Source organism: Sodalis ligni (genome assembly GCF_016865525.2).
GTDB classification, from domain to species: domain Bacteria; phylum Pseudomonadota; class Gammaproteobacteria; order Enterobacterales; family Enterobacteriaceae; genus Acerihabitans; species Acerihabitans ligni.
The window spans coordinates 3220509-3244951 of sequence record NZ_CP075169.1 but is presented as its reverse complement, the minus strand read 5'-3'; the positions used below and the strand labels follow the sequence as shown (position 1 = coordinate 3244951).

Sequence of the window (24443 nt, the reverse complement as noted above, 5' to 3'; positions counted from 1 at the left end):
AGCACGGTCTCCCTTTAACACCCGATCGTTGTACGTTCGATGATCGCGGGCCTACCGCGCTGTGGGGCGCTCCGGCGGGCGGGAAAACCACGCCCGCTTCGGCCCCATCAGCACGGTCTCCCTTTAACACCCGATCGTTGTACGTTCGACGATCGCGGGCCTACCGCGCTGTGGGGCGCTCCGGCGGGCGGTAAAACCACGCCCGCTTCGGCCCCATCAGCACGGTCTCCCTTTAACACCCGATCGTTGCACGTTCGACGATCGCGGGCCTACCGCGCTGTGGGGCGCTCCGGCGGGCGGTAAAACCACGCCCGCTTCGGCCCCATCAACACGGTCTCCCTTTAACACCCGATCGTTGCACGTTCGACGATCGCGGGCCTACCGCGCTGTGGGGCGCTCCGGCGGGCGGTAAAACCACGCCCGCTTCGACCCCATCAGCACGGTCTCCCTTTAACATGTTCGCTGCACGATCGGCGATCGCGGGCCTACCGCGCTGTGGGCGCTCCGGCGGGCGGTAAAACCACGCCCGCTTCGGCCCCATCAGCACGGTCTCCCTTTAACACGCTCGTTATACGTCCGGCGATCGCGGGGTATTCCAGGATTATTTTGCCGCGGTTTTTTGCAGTTTGGGCTGGCTGTCGGCCGGTGCATTGGCCGCGCCGTCCGTATCTCCCGCCAGGGCCAGCAGTTCGCTGCGGATGCCGGTTACCGCCAGGGCGCGGTTATCCGCTCGATAGCGGTCTTTGGCCAGCGGCGCCGAGCTTTGTATCGCAATCAATTGCCAACCGGCCAGGGTGTTGAGCATCAACGGCGATCCGCTGTCTCCCGGTAGGGTATTGCAGCGATGGGATAACACCGCCGTTTGCGCCCAGCCGGTTATTTGGCAATCCTGATGGACATAAAGGGTATTGAGATGGTCTTCGGGATAACCGGCCTGGGTCACCAGGCGGTCGGCCTGTTTCAGCTGTGCCGTGAGCTGTGCGCGATCCCCTTGCCATAACGGCAGCGGAATGATTTTCCGAAACGGCTTGCCTAAGCGGATAAGCGCAAAATCATAGGGCGCGGCGTCGGGCGGGACGACCCAGCCGTCGCCGGAGGGTTTGAGCCGCTTGCCCAGATTCTTGTCCACCAGGGTTTCAATGGCGTTGCTGTGGTAACGCCAGGCTTGGTGCACGGCGACGAAACGGATCATGATGGCTTTGTCGATACTCCCCGGCGGCGCCAGAACGCAGTGGCCGGCGGTTAACGCCAGATGAGGGGAAATCAGGGTGGCGGTGCAAAGATTGCCGCTGGCGGTCTCTATCTGACCTATGGCCTGCCAGGGTCTGGTATCAGGCTTTGTGATGGGCTGGCGGCTGTCATGGCCGGAAAAAAAGCACTTTTTGCTCTTTGGTCAGGCTGGCTGAAGCGGCGTTATGGATACTCACGGATAACAGGCACAGCAGCAACAGCGGGAAGGTGCGCATAAACAAGCTCGCCTTATGATAAGTTGGAATATCATCCATTAAAAAATGATTATCTTACTATAGTGGAAAACGATGCAAATGAAGAGAATTACGTTGTGTTTCAGGACGCTAAATAGCTAATCAGCACAAAAACACGCGACGAACCTGCGGGGGCATGTAGCAATTAAATATAAAAGAAGGCGCTGATGACCGCACAAAGAATCAGGCAACCTAAAATGATTTCATATAAGTAGCGGCGCAGCATAGGCGAGACCCTAAAGAAACCGACACCCGGTTAACCGGGTGTCGAATAGCTAATGATAATCCGCTAAAATGTCAACTTCTTCAGCTTTTACCGCCGCACTTCTATGGTTAAACCCGCACGCGGTCCGGTAAGCCGATTAAGGCTAAACCGTTATTAAGATGCCGGAGTGGTAGTGGCTGCAGCAGCGGCCGGAGCGGCTTTCTTATGGGCTTTCTTCACGTGTTTTTTAGCAGCCTGGGCAGTTTGCGCCGGGGCGGCTTTCTTATGAGCTTTCTTCACATGTTTTTTGGCTGCTTGGGCAGTCTGGGCCGGTGCTTTCTTGGCTTTTTTAACATGTTTCTTATGAGTTACGGTCTTAGCCGGAGTCTTGGTCACCGTGGTGCTGGTGGTGGTAGACGCCGGGGTAGTAGTAGAGGTAGTGGTATCAGCGGCAAAAGCAGCGCTGGACAATCCCATGGCAGCAGCAATAACCAGTGCAAGTACTTTTTTCATTGTCAAATCCTCAGAATTGCGGTTTCTATTTACAACCCCGGATCGGGGCCGGTGAACACACAATAGGGGAATAAAACCATGGCGTCCGTGAGTGTTTGGTATCGGCGTGTAACCGAATGTACAATAGAGGATTTAACCTTTTTAGTTACAACATACTTTTAGGGAATTCATTCACCAGCGGAGCATTGGCGCACGGTACGCAAAGCTGGCTCCTCAGGTCAAAAGGGGCTTTTTATGACCGGAATAGCGAGGGGATGGCTGTTGACCGGCCAGCGGTAAAGCAACCGTGCTCCGCCCAGGGGGCTGGTATCGGCGATCACCTGTCCGTCATGGGCCTGGGCGATGGAGCGGACAATGGCCAGTCCCAGTCCACAGCCGCCGGTGCTGCGATCGCGGCTGGGGTCAAGCCGGACAAAAGGCTCAAATACCCGCTGGCGCTCGCTTTCGGGGATGCCGGGACCGTCGTCATCCACCTGCAGGTAACCGTATTGGTCTTCTACTCCCAATTTCACGCTGATCATTTGCTGACTGTAGCGCAGGGCATTATTCACCAGATTATCCAGCACCCGTTCCATAAGCCGGGCATCCACCTGACCGAAATTCCCTTGGTCGGGAATGTCCTCATGAATCACCCGCTCGCCGTGCACCAATCGGATATCGGCCAGCTTCTCAGCCAGCCAGCCCGGCAGATCCACCGACGTCAGGTTCAGGGTCACCTGTGGACGATCGAGACGGGCAAAAGTCAGCAACTCGTCTATCAGCCCTTCCAGCTGGCTGACATCATGATTCAGCCGTTCCTGTTCTTCCGTGGACAGCCCTTCGCTCATGGCCAGCCGGTAGCGTAATCGCACCAGCGGCGTGCGCAGTTCATGGGCGATATTATCAATAAGCTGCTTTTTACTGGCAATCAGGGTATTGATATTGTCAGCCATCTGATTGAAAGCCACCCCAAGCCGATAAAGGCTGGAAGCGCTGTCGAAATGGGTCCGTTCATCCAGGAAGCCTGCGCCGAGCCTTTGTGCCGCCGTTTCCAGCCTGAGCATATCCTGCCAATGGGGCCGCATCCAGATAAATACGGGCAGAGCCAGCGACAGGCCGATAAAAACCAGCAGCGCCAGGTCAAGCAAGCGCATCTCATGAATGAAAAACAGATAAGGGATCGGCCCCACGGCCAGCACGTAATTACTGCGGGGAATGCGCTGGATAAAGGTGTATTCGTCGTCCAGCGCGACAATCTCGCCGCGGCGCAGCCGCAAGTCGTCACCGGGGTTGAGCTGATATTTTCTCAGCGGTTCGATGTGCAAACTGAAGGAGAGATTGATGTCCAGCTTATTGATGGTCTTGTTCCAATCGCGGGGAGGAATGGAGCGCAGCTCATTTCGCATCAGGTAAAGGGAGCTCTTCATCAGGTCATCCATGGATTTCCTGCCGGCGCGTTCGGCGGTGACCTTGTAAACCAAGCCCACCAGCAGCGTCATTACCAGAAAACAGACAAACAGCAGCAAATAAAACTGGATAAACAACTTCCTCATGGCCGGGCGCTCTCCCAGGCGTTCGGCGCGAACAGATAGCCTTTATTACGCACGGTCTTGATGCGAAAGGGCTCAAGCGCATTGTCATAGAGTTTTTTACGCAGCCGGGAAATGGCGACGTCGATGCTGCGGTCAAGGCCGTCGTAGCTGACGCCGCGTAAATTTTTCAGTAACGCCTCACGATCCATGATCTGGCCGGCGTGGGTCGCCAGTTCCCACAGCAGTTCAAAGTCGGAAGTGGAAAGCAAAACCGTTTCTGTGCCCAGAATCACTTCCCGGTTAATTAAATCGATACTTAACTGCCCGAAATGCAGCACGCTGCCGGTACTGCCCGCCGCAGGAGATACCTCGCGGGGAACAAAGGCGCTCTGCCGCAGATGCAAACGCAGCCGCGCCAGCAGTACCGCCGGCGGGGTGGTTTTCAAAATATAATCATTGGCGCCCATTTCCAGCGCCAGAACATGATTCATATCGCTGTCCAGGGAAGTCAACAGAACGATAGGGCCGTTGTAGACCGGGCGTAAATCCCGGCATATCGTCATACCGTCTTTGCCCGGCAGCAGGATATCCAGCAACACCAGATCGGGGTTTTCACGCATAATCACCTCTTGGGCGCGATCTCCCCGCGGTTCGAGAGTAACCTCGAAATCGTGTTTACCGAGCCATGCTGCAATGAGGTTGCCGACTTCGGTGTCATCTTCAACAAAAACAATCTTATTCATTGTGCCGATAATCTGCGTACATAAGGTGAAACAAATGGTACTGAGCATACCGCCTGAGGCGTTATTGCGCCATCGGATATGCGTTAGGAAATGTCCTGAAGGGTAGATACTCTAAATAATAAATAAAATATTACTATTCTGTTGCCCTTGAACCGCCCGCCTATTCACCTATTATTCATTACCCTATGCTATAGTTATCGGCACATTGTGTGGCGGGGATTACGCCGGGACAGCGAGGGGGGATGGGGCAAAATGGCAAAATATCAGCTCGATGCTGGCGTTCAGGGCGAAAGTTTCTGCTTTGATTATACGCACTATTTATCCGCCAGCTGCAAAAGCGCTGGAGCTTCATTGATGCCATTTATGGCGTCATGCCGATTTTCGGCATCGTGACCAAAACCCCGCCCGTACATTCCCATACCCACCAGGAACAGCTCAAGGCCTTGGCGCTGCAGGTGCTTTCCACACAGGTCAACGACGAAACCAATATCATCCGCCTTATCGCCCTGGCGGAGCAGCAAGGTATTTTCCGCTTTGAAATCCGGTTACCCTATGCGTTGGAAAAAGGTCAGATCGGCGCCATTCAACATGAATTCGGCGATCATCTCTCATTGCAACAGCACGACGAACGGCTGTCCATCCAACTGACGACCATCCCGGAAATACCGGCCGCCTGAGCTGGCGCGGATCGAGCCTACAGGGATGTATTCACGGCGTGTTTACGATCCGGCAGCCTGTTCCGACCGGGCACTGAGTCAACAAAATCAGGGCGAGTTATCCTCGCCCTGTTTATCAAACAATCAATCAATAACTATTTGAACAAATCCGCGGAGACGGTCAGGTTGCCGCCGCTGGCATTCTGTTCCCATTGCCGGGTGATATGGTAGTATTTCGCGCCTTTCTTGGCCGCGAGACGCGCAACCTGCTCGGAGACGTCGGTGGTGCTGTTATAGTGTCCGGTAAAGGTGACCGAATCAAAAGGCACCATTTCCGCGGCGGTTACATTATTGACTTCCTGAATAACGGTGCCGTCAGGTAACGTGACGCTGTAACGCTTACCGGTGGTTGACTGCGTTTCAAAGAAGCGACCCACCGCGGAGCTGGGGGTACCGGACGATGCTACGCCAGGTATTTCAACTTTGGCGGCGGCGGCACCGCCGGCGGCCAGCGCGGCCCGTCCCGCCTCGGAGTCAGCCGGAATGGCGTCAGGGCTTTGCAGGACGCGTTTCGGCGCATCGGCTTTATAAATGAAGGCGGTGATGCTTTGATTACCGCCTTCGTTAGCGTCGATTTGCCTCACAATATAAAATGAGGCGGCGCCTTTCTCTTTGGCGGCCTTGGTGATGGCGTCGTTAACATCAGGCTGGCTGTGAAACAAGCCCCTGATGGTGACGGTATCGTAAGGCTCGAGCAGGTTGGCCTCGTCCTTGGGAAGTTCTTTTACGCCGTTATAGTACCGATATTGCGTGGCGGTGGAGGCAGACGGCGCGTCTTTACGGTAGATATCGGCGGCCACTCGCCAGTTGCCGCTGCTGCTGCTGTTATCGCCGTAGCCCTGAATGTAAAAGTAGGCGGCCCCTTCCTCATCGGCCCGTCTTGAGACGGCGTCGGCGGCATCGCCGATAGAATTAAAATGACCGGTAACATAGACCCGGTCAAAAGGTTTCAGGCTGGCTGCCTTTTCAGGTGTCAGCTCTTGGGCGGCCTGCGTCGACAATGTGGTTAACGTCAATAACGCAGATGCCAGTAATGTGATCTTCAGCTTCATAAAAAGTCCTTTCGACGTACGCTTTCACGCTAAACATGCTGAACTGTTGATGTATAACAGATTAGCTGCCGATTATGGCATGTAATAATAGCAAGTGTCTCAGCAATTTATGTCAGTGTGAATAACAATTGCGAAAGAGCGGTAAACTATGCCGGTTTTTTTACTGAAAAAGTGCTTAACCGGCACAATCTGTAGACCGCTGTTTTTATTTTAAGTAGGTTATTGTATGGCTCTTGTAGGGTGATCCCAGGGTCTGCGGTATGACACATTTGACACTTGGGTCAGGATGACGGTTATTTTCAGAAAGAACAGTTAAAAGGGACAGCTATGCGTATTGGTGTACCGAAAGAACGCTTGGCCAACGAGGCCCGCGTTGCCGCAACGCCTAAAACCGTTGAACAATTGCTCAAACTGGGATTTACAGTAGCGATTGAAAGCGGCGCAGGCAAACTTGCCAGCTTTGAAGATGCCGCTTTTGTAGCGGCCGGCGCTTCAATCACAGACGCCTCCGATGTCTGGCAATCCGATATCATCCTGAAGGTTAACGCGCCGGCGGATGATGAAATACCCTTAATCAAAAACGGCTGTACCCTGGTCAGCTTTATCTGGCCGGCGCAGAATCCGGCTTTGCTTGAGAAGCTCTCCACCAATAATATCACCGTGATGGCGATGGATGCCGTGCCGCGCATCTCCCGCGCGCAGTCAATGGATGCCTTGAGCTCCATGGCGAATATCGCCGGCTACCGCGCCATTGTGGAGGCGGCTCATGAATTCGGCCGTTTCTTCACCGGGCAAATTACGGCGGCGGGTAAAGTGCCGCCGGCCAAGGTCATGATAATCGGTGCCGTGGTGGCCGGACTTGCCGCTATCGGCGCCGCAGGCAGCATGGGCGCTATTGTCCGCGCTTTCGATACCCGTCCTGAAGTGAAAGAGCAGGTCAACAGTATGGGCGCGGAGTTTCTGGAGCTGGACTTTGAAGAAGAAGCCGGCAGCGGGGACGGGTATGCCAAAGTGATGTCAGAGGCCTTTATCAAAGCCGAAATGGCCCTGTTTGCCGCCCAGGCGCAGGACGTGGACATTATCGTCACCACCGCGCTTATCCCCGGCAGACCGGCGCCCAAACTCATCACCAAAGAGATGGTCGCTTCCATGAAACCGGGTAGCGTCATCGTCGATTTGGCGGCACAGACCGGCGGTAACTGCGAATTAACCGTAGCCGATACCGTGACCATGACCGAAAACGGCGTGCGTATCATCGGCTACACCGATTTACCCAGCCGGTTGCCGACCCAATCCTCCCAGCTCTACGGCACCAATCTGCTCAATCTGTTGAAGCTGCTGTGTAAAGAGAAAAACGGCGAAATCGTGGTGGATTTCGACGATACCGTGATCCGCGGCGTTACCGTGGTAAAAAATGGCGAACTCACCTGGCCCGCGCCGCCGATTCAGGTTTCCGCCCAGCCGCAGCAGGCTAAGGCCGCGGCGCCCCTGGCGAAACCGGTGGAAAAACCCGGTTCGCCGCTGAAAAAATATATCCTGATCGCTATCGCGATTATTTTATTCGGCTGGCTGGCAAGCGTTGCCCCCCGCGACTTCCTGTCGCATTTCACCGTGTTTGCCCTGGCTTGTATCGTCGGATATTACGTGGTCTGGAATGTCAGTCATGCGTTGCACACCCCGCTGATGTCGGTGACCAATGCCATATCCGGGATAATTGTCGTTGGTGCGTTATTGCAAATCGGTCATGGCGGATGGGTCTCTTTCCTGTCTTTTATCGCCGTACTGATAGCCAGCATCAATATCTTCGGTGGCTTCACCGTGACTCAGCGCATGCTGAAAATGTTTCGTAAAAATTAAGGGGTTAACCCATGTCTGAAGGATTAGTGACGGCGGCCTATATCGTTGCCGCTATTTTATTTATTTTCAGCCTGGCGGGATTGTCCAAACACGAAACCTCAAAGCAGGGCAATCTGTTTGGCGTTTGCGGCATGGCGATTGCTTTGCTGGCGACTATTGTCGGGCCTCATGCCGGCAATATCGGCTGGATTATCGTCGCCATGGTTATCGGCGGCAGCATCGGCGTTTATCTGGCGCGTAAGGTCGAGATGACCGAAATGCCGGAACTGGTGGCGATACTGCATAGCTTTGTCGGCCTGGCGGCGGTACTGGTAGGGTATAACAGTTATCTCGATCATGGTGAAATCCTGGACGCGGTGATGATCAATATCCATCTCACCGAAGTCTTTTTAGGCATCTTTATCGGTGCGGTTACCTTTACCGGTTCCATCGTGGCGTTTGGAAAGCTGCGCGGGAAAATTTCCTCCCGCCCGCTGATGTTGCCCTTTCGCCATCATATGAACCTGGCGGCGCTGGTTGTTTCCTTCCTGCTGCTGGTCCTGTTTGTCAGAACCGACAGCGTGGCCCTGCAGTCTATTGCCTTATTGCTGATGACGCTGATTGCCCTGGTATTCGGCGTACATCTGGTGGCCTCCATCGGCGGCGCCGATATGCCGGTAGTGGTCTCCATGCTTAACTCCTATTCGGGGTGGGCGGCGGCGGCGGCCGGCTTTATGCTCAGCAACGACCTGCTCATCGTCACCGGCGCGCTGGTGGGATCCTCGGGTGCGATACTGTCTTATATTATGTGCCGGGCCATGAATCGCTCCTTTATCAGCGTGATTGCCGGCGGTTTCGGTACCGACAGTTCCGGCGGCGCCGAAGACACCGAAATGGGCGAATATCGGGAAACCACGGCGGAAGAAGTGGCGGAACTGCTGAAAAACTCCAGTTCGGTTATCATTACGCCGGGGTATGGCATGGCGGTGGCGCAGGCGCAATATCCGGTGCACGATATCACCGATAAGCTGATTGCCCGTGGCGTGAAGGTGCGGTTCGGCATCCATCCCGTTGCCGGTCGTTTGCCCGGCCATATGAACGTGTTGCGGCCGAAGCCAAAGTACCGTATGACGTGGTGCTGGAAATGGACGAAATCAACGATGATTTCAGCGATACCGATACCGTACTGGTGATCGGCGCCAACGATACCGTTAACCCGGCGGCGCAGGAAGATCCCCACAGCCCCATCGCCGGCATGCCGGTACTGGAAGTCTGGAAAGCGCAGAACGTCATTGTCTTCAAGCGTTCCATGAACACCGGCTACGCCGGAGTGCAGAATCCGCTGTTCTTCAAGGAAAATACCCAGATGCTGTTTGGCGACGCCAAAGCCAGCGTCGAGGATATCCTGCGGGCGCTATAAGCTGACAAGGCCCCTACCGGGGCCTTTCAGACTGCTGACAAACGCACTCGGAGTCAATAAGGCGGGACAGGCTGCCAGAAGAGTAAACCGTCCGCGCCATGGAAGGCGCGGATCGAGCCTACAAGGATGTATTCACGGCGTGTTTACGATCTGGCAGCCTGTTCCGACCGGGCACTTTGTCAACAAGCTCCAAGGCCCCGAACGGGGCCTTTTTTATTCGTATTGATCGCCCGCTTCCAGCGTGACCGGCGAGACGTAGTCGTCCGGCTTGATGGCCAGCAGGTCGCATTTCAGATGGTCGATCACCAGTTCGGTGGTGTTGCCGATAAAGGCGGCGGAAAAGCCGGTGCGGCCGATGCTGCCCAATACCACCACACCGGCGTCGAGATGCTCGGCCAAATCAGGGATAACTTCTTCCGGCAGGCCTTTTTCCACATGGGTAAATTTTTCATCCAGCTGGAATTTTTGCCGCAGGCTTTTCATGGCGATCAGATGCTGTCCGCGAATGGCATCGTTATAGACGCTGGGATCAAAATCCGGCAGCTCGATGGCGATATTGATGGGGGTCACCGGATAAGCGCCCACCAAATGCACTTCGGTTTGATTAACCTGTTCCGCCAGCGCCAGGGTTTCGGTTACCAGCTTGATATTAAGGGGATCGTGATAGGGCTCTTCGCCGGACAGATTCACCGCCACCAGGGCTTTGCCTCCTTCCGGCCAGGGCTGGTCTTTAACCATCCATACCGGGCAGGGACATTTGCGCAACAGGTGCCAGTCGGTGGGGGTGAATATCACCGATTCGAAGCGATCGTGCTGATGGGCCATTTTCAGCACCAGATCGTGTTTGAAGGCCAGGACTTCCTGGATAATGGCTTCGAACGGCCGGTTATGCCAGATGACTTTGATATCGATAGGCACGCCGCTGTGAATATAGTGCTGGCACTGCTCCTCAATCCAGGCGGTGCGCTGGCTTATCACAACTTTACGCATCGCGGTGCGTTCGTCAGGGGAAAGCAGGGTGGTCATTTCATAGGAGAAATCATAGATGGGCAGGAAGGCTTTAATGGTGCCGCCCAGTTTATGCACTAAATAAACTGCACGGCGAAGCGCCGGTTGATCATCCTGATTTGGGTCGATTGCTACTAATAGATTGTTATACTTGGCCATGAGAGTCTCCTCATTTCTGCAACTCGACAGAATGTTAAATTAGAGTAACTCATTGAAGCAAACCAGGACAGAAGAGAAACGCAGCCGGATCAATAAAATAAGAAAATTACGTATCCGGCCGGGCGTCAGGCGACTTTTTGCGGCGTTCCGGCCAATTCAGACAGCGCGTCGCCGTCTTCGATAGTAATATATTTGCCTTTTACCGCCAGGATACCGCTCTTTTGAAAGCGGCCCAGCAGGCGGCTGATGGTTTCCACCGTCAGGCCCAGGTAATTGCCGATATCGCCCCGGGTCATGGTCAGCCGGAATTCACGCGGAGAAAATCCCCGCTGGGCAAAACGGCGTGAAAGATTGTACACAAACGCCGCCAGGCGCTCTTCGGCATTCTTTTTGGAAAGCAACAGGATCATATCCTGATCGCCTTTGATCTCGCCGCTCATCAGCCGCATCATCTGCTGGCGCAAATTGGGCATTTTGCCGGAGAGATCGTCCAGGGTCTCGAACGGTATTTCGCACACCATCGAGGTTTCCAGCGCCTGGGCGAAACTGGGATGCTGACCGGCGCCGATGGCGTCAAAACCCACCAGATCCCCCGCCAGGTGAAAACCGGTGATCTGTTCGTCGCCCTGTTCGGTAATGGTGTAGCTTTTAATGGTGCCGGAACGGATAGCATAGAGGGATTTGAGTTCATCGCCGGCCTTGAACAGCGCCTGGCCTTTTTGAATCGGCTTTTTACGCTCGATGATATTATCGAGCTGGTCCAGCTCGTGCTCATTAAGCGTGAAAGGAATACATAATTGGCTGATACTGCAATCCTGACAATGGATGGCACAACCGCCAGACTGGATTCGTCTGATAATACGCTTTTCCTGGATGATCATATGTCGCCGCTCATGCATTACTTGATTTGGGTCAATTTTAACATCATTTCGTGTCGTTGATAAAGTGTCCAACGACGCAGGTGCACATTTAGTCAAAACGCGAGCGTACCAACAGGGGTATTTCGGCTGGGTTTTGACCGGCTAAAGGAGTAGTGTTAACGAAAACCAGCCATTAACCCGTTTAAAATCAGGAGAAAGGATATGCAGCGGATCGTGGGAATCATCGGCGCGGGCCATGTCGGCGCCGATACGGCTTTTTCGTTGGTCACTCAGGGGTTATGCGATCAGATTATATTAATCGACGAAAATGAAGCCAAAGCGCATAGCCAGGGTCTGGAATTGCGTGATATGGCCTCGCTGGTGTCCTCGCGCGTGCATATTGTGGTGAATGATTACGCCGCGTTAAAACGGGCCCAGGTGGTGGTGATGGCGGTAGGACCCACCTCTGCGCTGCGGGAAGATCGCATGGAGGAGCTGTTGGAAACCAGCGCGGCGGTCGGGCAGGCGGTACCCCGCATTATGGCCGGCGGCTTTCAGGGAGTATTCATTAATATCACCAACCCCTGCGATGTCATCACCCGCCTGATCCAGCATATCAGCGGGCTGCCGGTGTCCCGGGTGTTCGGTACCGGCACATCGCTGGATACCGCGCGTATGAAGCGGGTGGTGGGGGAATTTTTTGCCGTCGATCCGAAAAGCGTGGACGGGTATGTTATGGGTGAGCACGGAGAATCCCAGTTTGTCGCCTGGAGCACGGTACGGATTGGCGGAGTTCCCATCGGCGGGTTTGATGCCGGCAAGCCTCTTGATCTGCCGGCGATGAAAGATCAGGTGCGTGCGGGCGGCTGGCAAATTTTGCAGGGCAAGGGCTGGACCAGCTTCGGTATCGGCACCGCCGCCGCCCGTCTGGTGGACGCGGTACTGTCGGATGGGCGTACCGTTTTCCCGGTCTCCGTTTGGGATGAACGGCAGGGGTGTATATCGGCCGGCCGGCGGTGGTCGGCGCCGGCGGTATTGTACAATCCGTCGCGGTGCCCTTAACCGAAGAGGAGCAGCAGGCATTTGAAGCCTCCGCCAAGGTTATAGACCGTGCGTTCGGCACTATTGCTTTATAGTTCCCGCGATACCCGTCATCTTCAGGTTGCAGTTAGTGGGTATACAAGGTTTCGTTTCCCACGTTTAACGGTAAATTCCTCTGCCGGTGTTTGCTTAAATATCGGCAAATCTGATGAAATCCCGCCATAGCCGGTTTATAGTAAAACGGTATCAACCTGTTGGGAGCGGGCCCGCTGCATCGCCGCTCCTGCCAAGCAAGCGCGAGTGACGAATGATGACCGGTGATGATAACGATTTGTTCAAAGAGGCCATGGAAGATGTCAAACCGCTAAAGGATTTATCCAACGTGGTTTTTTTGCAGCATAAGCCCCCATGTCGCGACCGGCGGCAGGAACCGGATGATGCCGCGGAAAATTTTCTCGTCACCGGTTATATCGACGCGTTACCCCTTGATGTTCCCCTCAGCTATAAACAGGACGGCATTCAACAGGGCGTACTGGATAAACTGAGTGAGGGACGCTATGCCATTGAGGCCAGCCTGAATCTTACCCGTACCCCGGTGGAAACCTGCCGTCAGCATTTGTTCGCCTTTATCCGCCGCATGCAGTCGGAGCAGTTACGTACGTTGCTTATCATCCATGGCAAAGGACGCCATGACAACAGTCACGCCAATATTGTCCGCAGTCTGGTCGCCCGCTGGCTGACTCAGTTTGAGCAGGTGCAGGCCTATTGCGCCGCTCGTCCCGCCCATGGCGGCACCGGCGCCTGTTATGTGGTGTTGAAGAAATCCGCCGCCGCCAGCAGTGAAAACCGTGAACGCTTTGCCCGGCGCAAATGCTGAACTCCGGGTGCCGGCGGTAGGGTTTTCCGGCAGTGGCAAGGGACATATTCCCCAAGCAGTTCTTTCAGACGAGGTCGTTACATGCAAGACTGGAATCCGCAGCTCTACCGCCAATTTGAAGCAGAAAGAACCCGGCCCGCGCTGGAACTCATCGCCCGCATCGAGACGGAAAATCCCCGCCAGGTGACCGATCTCGGCTGCGGTCCCGGTAACTCCACCGAGGGATTATTCCAGCGATTCCCGCAGGCGACGGTGACCGGCATAGACAGCTCGGAGGCCATGCTGGAACATGCCCGGCAGCGGTTGCCGGCGTGCCGTTTCAGCCGGGAAGATATCTTGCGATGGCAACCGGCGGCGGCGCAGGATATTGTCTATGCCAATGCGTCATTGCAATGGGTGCCCGATCACGAGATTCTGTTCCCGCGGTTGTTTTCCATGGTGACGCCCGGCGGCAGCCTGGCGGTACAGATGCCTGATAATCGCCAGGAGCCCAGCCATCGGGAAATGCGCCGGGTGGCTGACGAAGGGCCGTGGCGCGATCGCATCGGCGAAGCGGCCCAGGTCAGGGTCAAGATCCTGAGCGCGGCGGAGTATTATGATCTGCTCGCACCCCATGCCGAGCGGGTGGATATCTGGCGGACCAGCTATTTTCATGTCATGCCCTCGCACCAGGCCGTTGTGGAATGGGTCCGCGCCACCGGCCTGCGGCCTTTTCTGGAGCCCTTGACCGATGAGCAAAGGCCGGAATTCCTGAAAAAATATCTGCAAGCCATTGAAGACGCTTATCCTCCTCGTGTCGACGGCAGCGTGCTGCTGGCGTATCCGCGGCTGTTTATCGTCGCCCGCAAGAGCCGATAAATCGGTAAGGACACTTATTAAACCGATGCCTAAACCAATCGGTGGCGATGGCTCTCAGGTAAGAGCGCCATCCCGTGCCCGTGGTATTTTTCCCACCTACCCGGCGTTTGCTAAAATAGTGAATCCCTTCATTAATGTTATATATCACTTCCAGTACTATAAATAGCCGTTTGAACCGCGCTTGCCATAAACACACATCAAAAACGTATACTTATCTAAGTTAAATATATGCTTAACCAGCAAAAATAATGTCATATCTTACCGCCGCGCGCCATGAAGATTGAACCGAAGATGAATAACATTGCAATGCAATTCCATTATAGTCGAAATATCTAAATTTTTATTATGTACCTATTGTATAGTCAATATAGTGTTTCCTTGCTTAACAAATAAAGTAAGACGATAATTATAATGCAACTAAGGGAGGGTATGAAAGTAATAGAAGATATTAATCCTGGTTACAGCGGTAATGAATATGGTAGACGGGAAACATTGAGTAATGTAGATCATTTTAAGGTGAAGGCTAATGCCTGTCTATATCGGAAACTGGAAAAGGTATATAACTGCGAAAAGTCCTTTTGCAAAGATTTCTTTCAATGCCGGACTCCTTAATGCCTGCAATTTGTATGATGTGTCTATTCCCGGTTCAACCGAACGTCCGCTGCGTCGCTCGGAAAAATGGCGAACATACATTGTGTCAGCGTCAAAGTGAAACTCGCTTATGAATGTATAAATGATAGCAGACGATTAAACGCCATCGATTATGTTTATCTTGGATCCTGTATGGCGGACCGCCGTTACATCAAGGGCTTACCTTGGATGAACAGGGTAATTTATTGTTAATTAAAGGGAAAAGTAGTGATTTTTTAAAAGGTGCTGGGTGAAGGCTACCCAGAACACAAAGTTTTATATTGCTAAAATTGATCTGTGGGAAGAGCGTAAAATACAATTTTCTCGGTTAAATATCAACCAGGAAGGGAAGCTGATTGCCTGGGGAAAAACGAAAATGTGCAATATGAAATTAACTTCACTATGGAAGGTATAACAAAAGAAATATATGTAGATAGACCATTGGATACCGCTTCATATATTGGATTACAGATAATAAAATTGTCTGAACCTTTCCATAAATCTTTATTATTGCAATTTAGCCTGGATGAAAGAAATTCGATCGAATTTTTTTTACAAATGGATCCATATATTTAAATGAGATTTGGAATGATAAATATCGATATAATTATGATTTTATGAAGCATCGGCTTACTATGCCTCTGCCCTCCAGAGCGAAAATTTTATCGGCAACAAAAGTGGCTAATCAAGTTAAATTATGCATTGAGCAGGATGGAGGAACCAGTATCATGTATTTCTCACCCCATCATGTCAATATGCAAACCTGCCATGTCAAGCATTTAAGCCATAAGCCAGTGCAAAATTTTTATTCGGGAACCGGCGCGGATCCTTATGAAAAGTCCACTCCGGTCTGCCATTTGACAGACAACGGCTGGGTAATTTCAGTAGCAAAAATATTCCCTTGTTTTCTTCTGTGATTGATAATTTTCGCGGGAATTTCAAAAGCCAAAACGCCCATTTTGCCGGTGACAAATACCGAACTGGACGCTTTATGGCAAAAGCCTTTGATCCCGGTCTGCAATGCATGTTTGAAACGGCGAGGGAGGTTGTCTGGCCAAAAAATACCCTCAGGTTTAACTCCGCGCCACGAGGTCATTCAGGAGGTTCTGCCGCTTACCGATTTTGTTCAGGATAAGAGGCTCAGGAAGGTGTTTTCTTCCGCCACCGATTACATTGGACCGGCGGAGTCCTTAGAACAAATGCTAAAGCTTTCGTTGAGTTCATTAGAGGAAAATGAATCTATTTCTCTGAATATAAGCAAAAGTACTGCGTTTTTATAGGTGTCGCGGCAGCTGGATTGCCTATTCCAGGATGGTTTGCCGGGACATTGGCGCGTTGGGGTAAACAGGATAGCCTTACCCTTACCAAAAGCGAAAGCGGCAAGATCTCTTTAGCTTCATCAGAAACAAAGCCCGCTCACTCGTGGCATTGGCCGGTACCGGCCAGGGTCTGGAAGAGAAAGGCAAGCTTCTCTCGGCAGGGGTATTGATCTCATCACCGTTCTCCCGGTGGAGGCCAATTTCATCGCGGCAGGGAATGCGGAAAACGAGCATAATTTCAGTTTTAAAATCGAATGGAGCCATATCGACTTGTTTTGGGAATACTGTTTAGCCCCAACACTATGAATGGACAGGTAGAGAAGTGGATAACCGATGCAACGCTGAAAAACCAGGGACAAAAACATCACTCTGTCATTGGAGGCCAAAAGTGAACTTCGGGGCCAGATCGGTTTTATGGCAAACGCTAATACCTATCTTGTGCTGCCTCGTACCGCACAGGGCGTCGCCGCCACCATGAATTTTGCGATTATGCCAAAAGGAAAGCGTCACCATAAGCGGTTTGGGAGATACAAATGTTCTTCTAAAAGAAAAATCTGCCAAAACCACTTACCTGAGTTCATCGTTGAATGCGTTCCATGAAAGAAAGATCATGCCTATCGCCATGACTGGTTCGGATGCGCCCGGAAAGCAAATCATGTGTTATCCGCTGCCGCTGTTTGAGGAATCGAATCAACGATTACCTTTGAGTCATAATAAAATTTCCAGATATTTTCATTTAGATGACAAGTCGCTGCATCGGAAATTCTCCCTCTGGGCGTTTTGGAAAGAAATACAACAAATACACCCGTTGAAGACTGCAACTTCTCCGGGGCGCAAATCAGCGGCCCGGATCGCTCGGATTTTCCTCTCATCGTCACTGGCGCCGACGGCAATGTGGCAGCGTTGATTGAAAGCATCAAACTGGCATTGCAACGGGCAAGCTCCGATGAACATGGCTATCAATCTATAAAACCCGGAGAAAGTCTCGGCAGCTTTATCATTTCACCGGGGGACTTCAATGAAAATTTACTGTTAGACGCTAAAAACCTTCGGTCGCAGGCGTCGAGGTCTGCCCATAAGGCTAAAAGCATCGTTCGGCCGCAGATTAACCGGATCCTGAAAGTCACCCTGCGAGAATATTTGGAGCACGAGTCCCGAAAGATCGTTTCCAATGATAATACCGCCGCCGGCTCTGCGCGCACGGCGTCTGATTTCATCAAGGCGATGGAGGAATATTCGGCGCGAAGCGATCGGAAAAGTAATGGAAAGCGATCCGCTGTCATGGTGATCGCCACTTACCGCTTGCAAAAGCATTCCCGCGATCTGTTAAGTGATGTGTTTGGCCGGATATGTGATTCCGTGAATCGAAATAGCGAGACGGGGCGGATTACAGAGGGCGAGCTAAGATGGCTTGAGGATCTCAATGAATTTCTGACGGTGGATAAATCAGGCAAAAGCCCCTGTTATCAGTTGGACAACATCGCCCTGGTCAGGCAAAACGCCATTACTTACGAGGTCAGTACTCTGCCATTTACCATCCTGCATATTGCCCGCAAAAACGAGTTGGTCTATTCCAAATCCCTTTCCACTATCAATTTTGAATACCGCGAAGGTGAGTTGTTCCCCTATAAATTTATCTCGTCCGCCAAAATAATGCCGGATCTGTTTTACAGGTAGCGTCGCTAATCTTCCAATGTTTGTCTCTATATAGACTTTAATAGGAATATAGTCTATTCTAAGACCAAAACGAAAGGGGGCATGGCATGGCGATACCGCAGAAATTAGAGCGCTATCAAGATAAAAAAAGGGCCGCCGCCGTCGGTTTGAAGACGGCGATGTCCATTTTGGAAAAATGGGGCAGCACTCCTGAACAGATGCAGGCCATACTTCAAATGTCTAAAGCGTCCTTTTACAAATTGAGGAAGGACCCGGCGGCGGCGCAACTAAGCCACGATCAGTTTGAGCGCATAAGTTATCTGCTCAATATTCATGGCGCGCTGCGTACGCTGTTTGAAAATCCGGAAAACGTCTACGGTTTTATGGCCATGAAAAATCACACCCCTTATTTTAACGGGCAAGCGCCGCTGGAACTGATTGGCACAGGCCATTTCGGTACCCTGTACGAAGTCTATAAGCATATCGATGCCTTGCGTGGCGGCATATGGTGACAGAACAACCGCTGGATCTTCCCTCCCTGAGCATTCAGCGCCAGCGGGGTTATCGCTTAATCAATTCAAAATATCCGCCGATCGCGCTGTTTGACGACGTCGCTGATGAGGAGGAGTTTGAAACCCTCTATGAGTTGCAGGCGCTGACGAATCCACGTTTGCGAAACAGCGCCGGGTCGCCGGGTTTTTTGCCTGCCGGTGATATTCCCTTCGGCATAACCGGCTGCTCCTATGCGGTAGCGCCATTTACCCATGTCAATCCCTTGGGTAGCCGCTTTTCCGATGGCTCGTACGGCATGTTGTATATTGCCGATGAGATGGCTACCGCCTTGACGGAGGTGACTTATCATCAGGAACATTACTGGCAATTAATCGATGGTTTGAAATATGATCGCATGGTGATGCGCAGCCTGCTGTTTATCTTCGATCCGGAGCCGGCGATTGATGCGCTGGCGCTACCGCTTTCCCATCCGGTTTACGATGCCCATAGCTATAGCGCCGCAAGGGCGTTGGGGCGGTCTTTGAAAAGCCAAGGCTGCAGGACGCTGCGCTATCGCTCGGTCAGACGGCCGGGCGCGGTGTGCTGGGGACTGTTCACCCCGAAGGGGGTAAAAAGCGTTCAGCAAAGCGCTCACTATGAATTTATCTGGGATGGTAAAAAAATCAGCAAAATTGACCGCATCGTCTCCTCGCGAACGCTCAAGTAATCCGTATTTTTCAAAATACGCCCTCGCTTTTAGGCGTCTGATTTGCTGCCCCGTTACGGGGCAGCGATAATAGCCGGGATCAAAATAACGTCTTTTACCCACTTACAGTTTCTTAGTAGCCTCGGCCATCATGATCACAACATCCGGGATTCGGCGGATTATAGGGCGGCCGCGGAGGCGGACAGCATCCGGGATTCGGCGGATTATAGGGCGGCCGCGGAGGCGGATAGCATCCTGGATTCGGCGGATTATAAGGCGGCCGCGGGGGCGGACAGCATCCTGGATTCGGCGGATTATAGGGCGGCCGCGGAGGCGGATAGCCTCCGGGATTCGGCGGATTGTAGGGCGGCCGCGGGGGCGGACAGCATCCTGGATTCGGCGGATTATAGGGCGGCCGCGGCCGCGGCTGGGGGTGGGGGTGGGGCCAGCAATAGGGTGGTTGAGAAGGGATAGGTAATGTTGCCACAACCTGAAGAGGGTCCGACAGGGGGCTAAATAGGCCATCGTAGCCAGTGGCGACAACATAGAAATAATAGGTCACATTCGGCAATAAACCCGATACATTGGCATAGGTTGCATTCTGATAGGCGGCTGTGACAATGCGAGGGTAACCGGCGCCTGCCGGAGCCGATACAAAGACTGAATAACTGTAAACGGGCGCGCCATACTGACCGGCTGTCCACTGTACCTGCACGAAATTTTGACCACGTTCAATAATACGAAAATTTTCTGGCTTAGCCGGCGGGTTTGCGAATGGCCGACCATTACAGGGGTAATCTTTATTTGTCATTATAAAATTAAAAAATATTTTTAGTATTTCATCCATCCAGAATCTATATCGTTTTTACGGTTAACATATTACACCGCTGGTATAGTATTAATTGGCCTATATGGCATATTAGAAAGATATCATTTTCCCATAAGCCGTCAATTGCTTAAAATAGCAGATAAATCATCTTTTCTTGTCAGACACTTAGAGTGCCATGTTATTTTCCAATTATTGCCGATAGGATTGTTATATGCATAGGGGTAATATCGCATAAAAATTCCTCTCGTGAGGTCATCTACGTGAAAACGTGTTCGATTATAAAATATTCCGTTGGTGTGTATAATAAAAATAATCACTGTCATGAATTTTCGTGAATATTCATATCTACTTGCCATAATAGAATAATGAATATTCCTAGTATTATAATTTTCATCAGGATCATCAAGTGCATAATATAGCATGCACTTAACCTATAATTGCCAATTGCATAATTTGATAAGCGATTTTTATCAGCCCTAGCGTACCCCGCCCGGCACCATACGGGTGACATGCTGGCGTGGATAATGCCGCAAAACGCCGCTTTGCGCCAATTCGGCTATTAGCCGGCCCGGGTCATGCCGCTGGGGATCCAGCAGCAGTCCCACCACCGTGCCGCTGTGGGCAACGTTCAGGCCGAACAGGTCATGACGCTCCACCGCGCGCAGCAGGGCGTCAAACGCCGGTTTGGGCAGGAACAGTTCGCTGGCAACGGCGCTCAGGGTAGTTGCTTCCCCTAGTTTTCGGCGGGATCCGCTGCGGCAGGCGGTTTGGAATAGCTGCCAGGCGCGGTCCAATATTTCGGCCTGTTGGCGTACCGGATCCGTGCCGATGTGGCGATGGAAGGCGGCGGTGGTGAGGGTATCGGCGCTTTCCAGAATCACTATGTCCAGTACGGGCAACCATGGGTGGGCAATATGGCAGGTGCCATGGCGATGATCGAATAGCGTCAGCGCCCGGAATACCGTACTGTCGGTGGGCTCCAGACGCAGGCAGAGATCCGCCAGTTGGCATTCATCCAGCGATCGGTGCAAAAAGCGGGCGGTGGCGATGGCGGTGGCGGCAATATCCGCCGTACTGCTGGCCAGCCCCTTGGCGATGGGGATGGTGGAGCGGCAGTCTATACGCAATGGAGGGATATCGCCTATTTGATAGCCGAAATAGTCGATGACCTGCTGCAGCATACGCCGGCTCAGGGGGCGTTCGTCCGCCGCCGGCTCTCCTTCGCTGACCTCCACTTCGCTGTACCAATCGATGGGGCAGGAAATCAGCTTCTCGCCGCCGGCGATCCAGCCCTGGATAAGCTCGCCGCATGAGGCCGGACAGCGGGCGTCAGCCATGGGGAATTCCCTCGCGGACGGGCGGATAAGGGGCGTCAGCCACGAGAAATTTCCCCGCGGACGGGCGGATAAGGGGCGTCAGCCATGAGAAATTTCTCCGCGGACGGGCGGGTAATGGTTATCAGCCATGGGAGAAAATCCGTGTCATGGCGTCCAGCAGGCGGCGGTTTTCCTCATGGCCGCGGACAGCCAGCCGATAATAGTCGGCGGTGAGTCCGGGATAATTGCCACAGCTGCGTATCAGCAGACGATAGTCCAGCAGGGCGGTCTGCAGATCAAACCCCTGACGCAGACAGCGCAGGAAGATATAGTTTGCGGCCGGCCGCCAGATTTTTATCTCGGGCAGCGATTGCAGTCCCGCCTGCAGGTAGGACTGCTCTTCCCGCAGCCATTGCCGGGTGCGCTGCTGATACTCCCGATCGTCCAGCACCATCTCTCCCGCCAGGGCGGCAAAAGCATTGATGGTCCACGGCGGGCGGCGGCTGCGTAATTGTTGCATCGCTTGGCTATTGCCGCTCACCAGATAACCGAGCCGCAGGCCTGGAATGGCGTAAAATTTGGTAAGGGAGCGCAATACGAAGATATTGGGCCAATGACCCAGTTCCGGGATCATGCCGACAGCGTCGGGAATAAAATCCATAAACGCTTCATCAATTACCAGCAAAATATTCTGTTCCTGACAGCGCCGGGCGATTGCCAGCAGCAGATCGGGTTCGATTAACTGGCCGGTGGGATTATTGGGCGTGCACAGGAACAGGGCGTGAATACCCGGCCGCAGGGCCGACAGTAAACGGTGATCGGGGCGAAAATCGTCTTGCTCCGCCAGCGGATAGTCCACGATGCGGCATTCCATCCACTGCAGGGCGCGGCGGTATTCGGCAAAGCCCGGCGTCAGCAGCAGTACGGTTTTCTGTCGCAGCAGGCAAGCGAGATCAAAGATAAGCTCCGTGGCGCCGTTGCCCGCCAGTATCCAGGATTCGGGACAGCCATGATGCCGTGCGAGCCGCTGGTGCAAGCGGCGGTATAAAGGGTCTGGGTAGCGCTCCGCCAGCGCCAGCTGTGCCGCCAAGGCCTCGCGCAGGCGCGCCGGCATACCGAGGGGATTGATATTGGCGCTGAAATCGGTGAGAGAATTTGCATCGATGCCCAGTTTTAACGCCGTTTCCAGCACGTTTCCGCCGTGCTGACCGGGATCCGCCATAGTAGAACACTCCTTACATCATTTGCAGCAGCGCCAGCGAGGCCACCTCGCCGATAACGATCAGCGACGGCGCCCCCAATCCGGCCAGGCGGGATTGCTCCGGGAGCGTCGCCAGGGTGGCCAGCACCATGCGCTGTTCGGGATGGCTGGCGTTCATCACCACCGCCGCCGGGGTGTCGGCTGCCCGTCCGTGATCCATCAACTGCCGGCAAATATCCGCCAGTCGCGACATGCCCATCAAAATAACCAGCGTGCCCTCCAGCTGCGCCAGCAGCCGCCAGTTATGGGGATCTTTTCCATCGCGCAGATGGCCGGTTATCACATGGAAAGACGAGGCGAAATCACGGTGGGTAACCGGGATACCGGCCCGGGCCAGGCCGCCGATGGCCGAGGTAATGCCCGGCACCACGTCGCAGGCAATGCCGGCGCGGGCCAAGGCTTCGGCTTCTTCGCCGCCGCGCCCGAAAACAAAGGGGTCGCCGCCTTTCAGGCGCACCACCTTGCGACCCAGTCCGGCCTGTTCTATCAAAATGGCATTAATCTGTTCCTGGGGGATCGGGTGGTGATCGGCTCGCTTGCCCACGTCTATCAACACGCAGTGAGGGGCGGTCTCCTTAAGCAGCACGGGGTTCACCAGGCGATCGTATACCACCGCGTCCGCCTGGCGCAGACACTGCATCCCCATCACCGTCATCAGTCCCGGATCGCCCGGACCGGCGCCCACCAGCCAAACCTTACCCGACATGCCGCACCTCTTGATTTGCACCGTCTATTATTGCACTGATTATTAACAAAGACCGACCCGCAGAACGTCGCGGGCGATCATCAACTCTTCATGGGTGGGGATTACCGCTACGGTTACCGGCGCCCCGTCCTGCTGAATAAACGTCTCATGGCGCTGATTTTTATCCTCGTTCAACCGGATGCCGAAGAATCCGAGATTACGGCATACCCGCCGGCGAATCTCGGCGGAATTTTCGCCAATCCCGGCGGTGAAAATGACCGCGTCAAGTCCGCCCATGTGCGCGGCATACCCGCCCATAGCGCTGCGGATCCGATCGGTAAACATGGTTAGCGCCAGTTCGGCGCGGTGATGACCGGCCGTAACGGCGTTTACAATATCACGACAGTCATTTGAAATTCCCGATATCCCAAGCAATCCGGACTGGTTATTCATGATCTCAAGCAATTGTTGTGCAGATTTATTTTCCCGTTCGGCGATAAACGGCAAAATCGATGGATCGATATCGCCGCAGCGGGTGCCCATCATCAGCCCGGCCAGGGGCGTAAATCCCATGGTGGTGGCCACCGAAAGCCCGTTTTGAATAGCGCACAGACTGGCGCCGTTGCCCAGGTGGCAGGAAATCATCCGTAACTGCCGGCTGTCCCGGCCCATCAGGCGGGCGCAGGTTTCGCCGACGTATTTATGACTGGTGCCGTGAAAACCGTAGCGGCGGATACCGTAATCCGCATAATAGCGGTAGGGGAGCGGGTAGAGATAGCCGGCTTCGCCAAGGGTCTGATGAAACGAGGTGTCGAACACCCCCACCGTTACCGCCTGCGGCAGCCGTCGGGAAAATGCTCTGATGCCGCGGGCATTGATGGGATTATGGCTGGGAGCCAAATCACCGAGTTTTTCAATTTCCGCCAGCGACGACGGGTCGATCAGCGCTGAATCCTTGAAATATTCGCCGCCGTGGGCGACGCGGTGGCCGACGCCGCCGATGGTTGCCAGAGAGGTGACGATGCCGTGCTTCACCAGCGCATCCAGCAGATAATCCGCCGCCTGCTGATGATTGCTGATGGGCAGGGTGACCCGGTATTTATTGCCGTCGGCTTGCAGGGTAAATAACGCGCTGCCGGTGCCCAACCGTTCAAACAGCCCTTTAGCCAGGGTGATTTCATCCGGCATGGAAAATAATTCAAATTTAAGCGAGGAACTGCCGGAATTAACCGCCAAAATAAGGTGTGTCATCTGTTGCTCCGAAAT

The 24443-nt window shown here is 53.6% G+C and carries 21 protein-coding genes and 3 pseudogenes; 10 read left to right on the top strand and 14 right to left on the bottom strand.

All coding sequences use genetic code 11. The annotated features are described in order from the left end of the window. Window positions 1-673 precede the first annotated feature (673 nt). From GTU79_RS15100 to rstA, 5 genes and pseudogenes are all read right to left on the bottom strand, one after another. Window positions 674-1466: pseudogene (locus tag GTU79_RS15100) on the bottom strand (trypsin-like serine peptidase); the annotation flags it as partial. Between the two features lie 163 nt (window positions 1467-1629). Then, window positions 1630-1710 carry a small membrane protein YdgU gene (gene ydgU / locus GTU79_RS31835; protein ID WP_476749682.1) on the bottom strand — a complete coding sequence of 27 codons (81 nt, stop codon included), beginning with the start codon at window positions 1708-1710 and terminating at the stop codon, window positions 1630-1632. A gap of 153 nt (window positions 1711-1863) precedes the next feature. Next, complete coding sequence (gene asr, locus GTU79_RS15095; protein WP_132921471.1) at window positions 1864-2202, bottom strand: acid resistance repetitive basic protein Asr; 339 nt, start codon at window positions 2200-2202, stop codon at window positions 1864-1866. 218 nt (window positions 2203-2420) lie between these two features. Then, complete coding sequence (gene rstB, locus GTU79_RS15090) at window positions 2421-3734, bottom strand: two-component system sensor histidine kinase RstB (RefSeq protein ID WP_203521332.1); 1314 nt, start codon at window positions 3732-3734, stop codon at window positions 2421-2423. Beyond that, window positions 3731-4456 (bottom strand): two-component system response regulator RstA, encoded by a 726-nt coding sequence (gene rstA, locus GTU79_RS15085; RefSeq protein WP_203521333.1) that lies wholly within the window; start codon window positions 4454-4456, stop codon window positions 3731-3733. Before rstA ends, rstB begins: the two co-directional genes overlap by 4 nt. A 252-nt stretch (window positions 4457-4708) precedes the next feature. On the opposite strand from rstA, the pseudogene GTU79_RS15080 reads away from it, so the two are divergent. Then, window positions 4709-5133, top strand: a pseudogene (locus GTU79_RS15080) (hypothetical protein). 134 nt (window positions 5134-5267) lie between these two features. On the opposite strand, the gene ydgH reads toward GTU79_RS15080, so the two are convergent. Continuing rightward, window positions 5268-6224: a DUF1471 family protein YdgH gene (gene ydgH / locus GTU79_RS15075; RefSeq protein ID WP_203521335.1), complete on the bottom strand. Its 957-nt coding sequence runs from the start codon at window positions 6222-6224 to the stop codon at window positions 5268-5270. Between the two features lie 327 nt (window positions 6225-6551). Between ydgH and pntA the strand changes: the two genes are divergently transcribed. Next, the gene (pntA, locus tag GTU79_RS15070) at window positions 6552-8081 is read left to right on the top strand and encodes a Re/Si-specific NAD(P)(+) transhydrogenase subunit alpha (protein ID WP_214513100.1); all 1530 of its coding nucleotides are present in this window, start codon (window positions 6552-6554) and stop codon (window positions 8079-8081) included. Window positions 8082-8092: 11 nt separating this feature from the next. Beyond that, a pseudogene (pntB, locus tag GTU79_RS15065) lies at window positions 8093-9480 on the top strand (Re/Si-specific NAD(P)(+) transhydrogenase subunit beta). Window positions 9481-9693: 213 nt separating this feature from the next. Here pntB and uspE read toward each other — a convergent pair. Both uspE and fnr read right to left on the bottom strand, forming a co-directional pair. Beyond that, window positions 9694-10647 carry a universal stress protein UspE gene (uspE, locus tag GTU79_RS15060; protein WP_214513099.1) on the bottom strand — a complete coding sequence of 318 codons (954 nt, stop codon included), beginning with the start codon at window positions 10645-10647 and terminating at the stop codon, window positions 9694-9696. A 125-nt stretch (window positions 10648-10772) separates the two neighbouring features. After that, a complete protein-coding gene (fnr, locus tag GTU79_RS15055) occupies window positions 10773-11525 on the bottom strand; it encodes a fumarate/nitrate reduction transcriptional regulator Fnr (protein WP_132927736.1) in 753 nt (250 codons plus the stop codon). Window positions 11526-11729: 204 nt separating this feature from the next. On the opposite strand from fnr, the gene GTU79_RS15050 reads away from it, so the two are divergent. From GTU79_RS15050 to tam, 3 genes are all read left to right on the top strand, one after another. Next, a complete protein-coding gene (locus GTU79_RS15050) occupies window positions 11730-12569 on the top strand; it encodes a lactate/malate family dehydrogenase (protein WP_253073299.1) in 840 nt (279 codons plus the stop codon). Window positions 12570-12858: 289 nt separating this feature from the next. Next, window positions 12859-13425: a DNA endonuclease SmrA gene (gene smrA, locus GTU79_RS15045; protein ID WP_203523058.1), complete on the top strand. Its 567-nt coding sequence runs from the start codon at window positions 12859-12861 to the stop codon at window positions 13423-13425. Window positions 13426-13506: 81 nt separating this feature from the next. Beyond that, the gene (gene tam, locus GTU79_RS15040; RefSeq protein WP_203521339.1) at window positions 13507-14283 is read left to right on the top strand and encodes a trans-aconitate 2-methyltransferase; all 777 of its coding nucleotides are present in this window, start codon (window positions 13507-13509) and stop codon (window positions 14281-14283) included. 1459 nt (window positions 14284-15742) lie between these two features. Here the strand turns inward: tam and GTU79_RS15035 are convergent. After that, window positions 15743-16009: a hypothetical protein gene (locus GTU79_RS15035; protein ID WP_214513098.1), complete on the bottom strand. Its 267-nt coding sequence runs from the start codon at window positions 16007-16009 to the stop codon at window positions 15743-15745. Window positions 16010-16842: 833 nt separating this feature from the next. Here GTU79_RS15035 and GTU79_RS15030 point away from each other — a divergent pair. The 4 genes from GTU79_RS15030 (at window position 16843) to GTU79_RS15015 (ending at window position 19107) form a co-directional block, all read left to right on the top strand. Continuing rightward, window positions 16843-17139 carry a hypothetical protein gene (locus tag GTU79_RS15030; protein WP_214513097.1) on the top strand — a complete coding sequence of 99 codons (297 nt, stop codon included), beginning with the start codon at window positions 16843-16845 and terminating at the stop codon, window positions 17137-17139. Continuing rightward, a complete protein-coding gene (locus GTU79_RS15025) occupies window positions 17127-17909 on the top strand; it encodes a hypothetical protein (RefSeq protein WP_214513096.1) in 783 nt (260 codons plus the stop codon). Before GTU79_RS15030 ends, GTU79_RS15025 begins: the two co-directional genes overlap by 13 nt. Window positions 17910-17995: 86 nt before the next feature. After that, the gene (locus GTU79_RS15020) at window positions 17996-18400 is read left to right on the top strand and encodes an MbcA/ParS/Xre antitoxin family protein (RefSeq protein ID WP_132921481.1); all 405 of its coding nucleotides are present in this window, start codon (window positions 17996-17998) and stop codon (window positions 18398-18400) included. Further along, window positions 18394-19107 (top strand): RES family NAD+ phosphorylase, encoded by a 714-nt coding sequence (locus GTU79_RS15015; protein ID WP_203521341.1) that lies wholly within the window; start codon window positions 18394-18396, stop codon window positions 19105-19107. Before GTU79_RS15020 ends, GTU79_RS15015 begins: the two co-directional genes overlap by 7 nt. A gap of 112 nt (window positions 19108-19219) precedes the next feature. On the opposite strand, the gene GTU79_RS31415 is transcribed toward GTU79_RS15015, so the two are convergent. The 5 genes from GTU79_RS31415 to GTU79_RS14990 form a co-directional block, all read right to left on the bottom strand. Next, a complete protein-coding gene (locus tag GTU79_RS31415) occupies window positions 19220-19897 on the bottom strand; it encodes a fibronectin type III domain-containing protein (RefSeq protein ID WP_203521342.1) in 678 nt (225 codons plus the stop codon). Window positions 19898-20391: 494 nt separating this feature from the next. Beyond that, on the bottom strand, window positions 20392-21252 hold the full coding sequence (locus GTU79_RS15005; RefSeq protein ID WP_203521343.1) for a GHMP family kinase ATP-binding protein: 861 nt from the start codon (window positions 21250-21252) through the stop codon (window positions 20392-20394). A 121-nt stretch (window positions 21253-21373) separates the two neighbouring features. Continuing rightward, window positions 21374-22453 carry a threonine-phosphate decarboxylase CobD gene (cobD, locus tag GTU79_RS15000; RefSeq protein ID WP_203521344.1) on the bottom strand — a complete coding sequence of 360 codons (1080 nt, stop codon included), beginning with the start codon at window positions 22451-22453 and terminating at the stop codon, window positions 21374-21376. 13 nt (window positions 22454-22466) lie between these two features. Next, complete coding sequence (cobA, locus tag GTU79_RS14995; RefSeq protein ID WP_132921486.1) at window positions 22467-23198, bottom strand: uroporphyrinogen-III C-methyltransferase; 732 nt, start codon at window positions 23196-23198, stop codon at window positions 22467-22469. 42 nt (window positions 23199-23240) lie between these two features. Continuing rightward, complete coding sequence (locus GTU79_RS14990; RefSeq protein WP_203521345.1) at window positions 23241-24428, bottom strand: acetate/propionate family kinase; 1188 nt, start codon at window positions 24426-24428, stop codon at window positions 23241-23243. Window positions 24429-24443 lie beyond the last annotated feature (15 nt).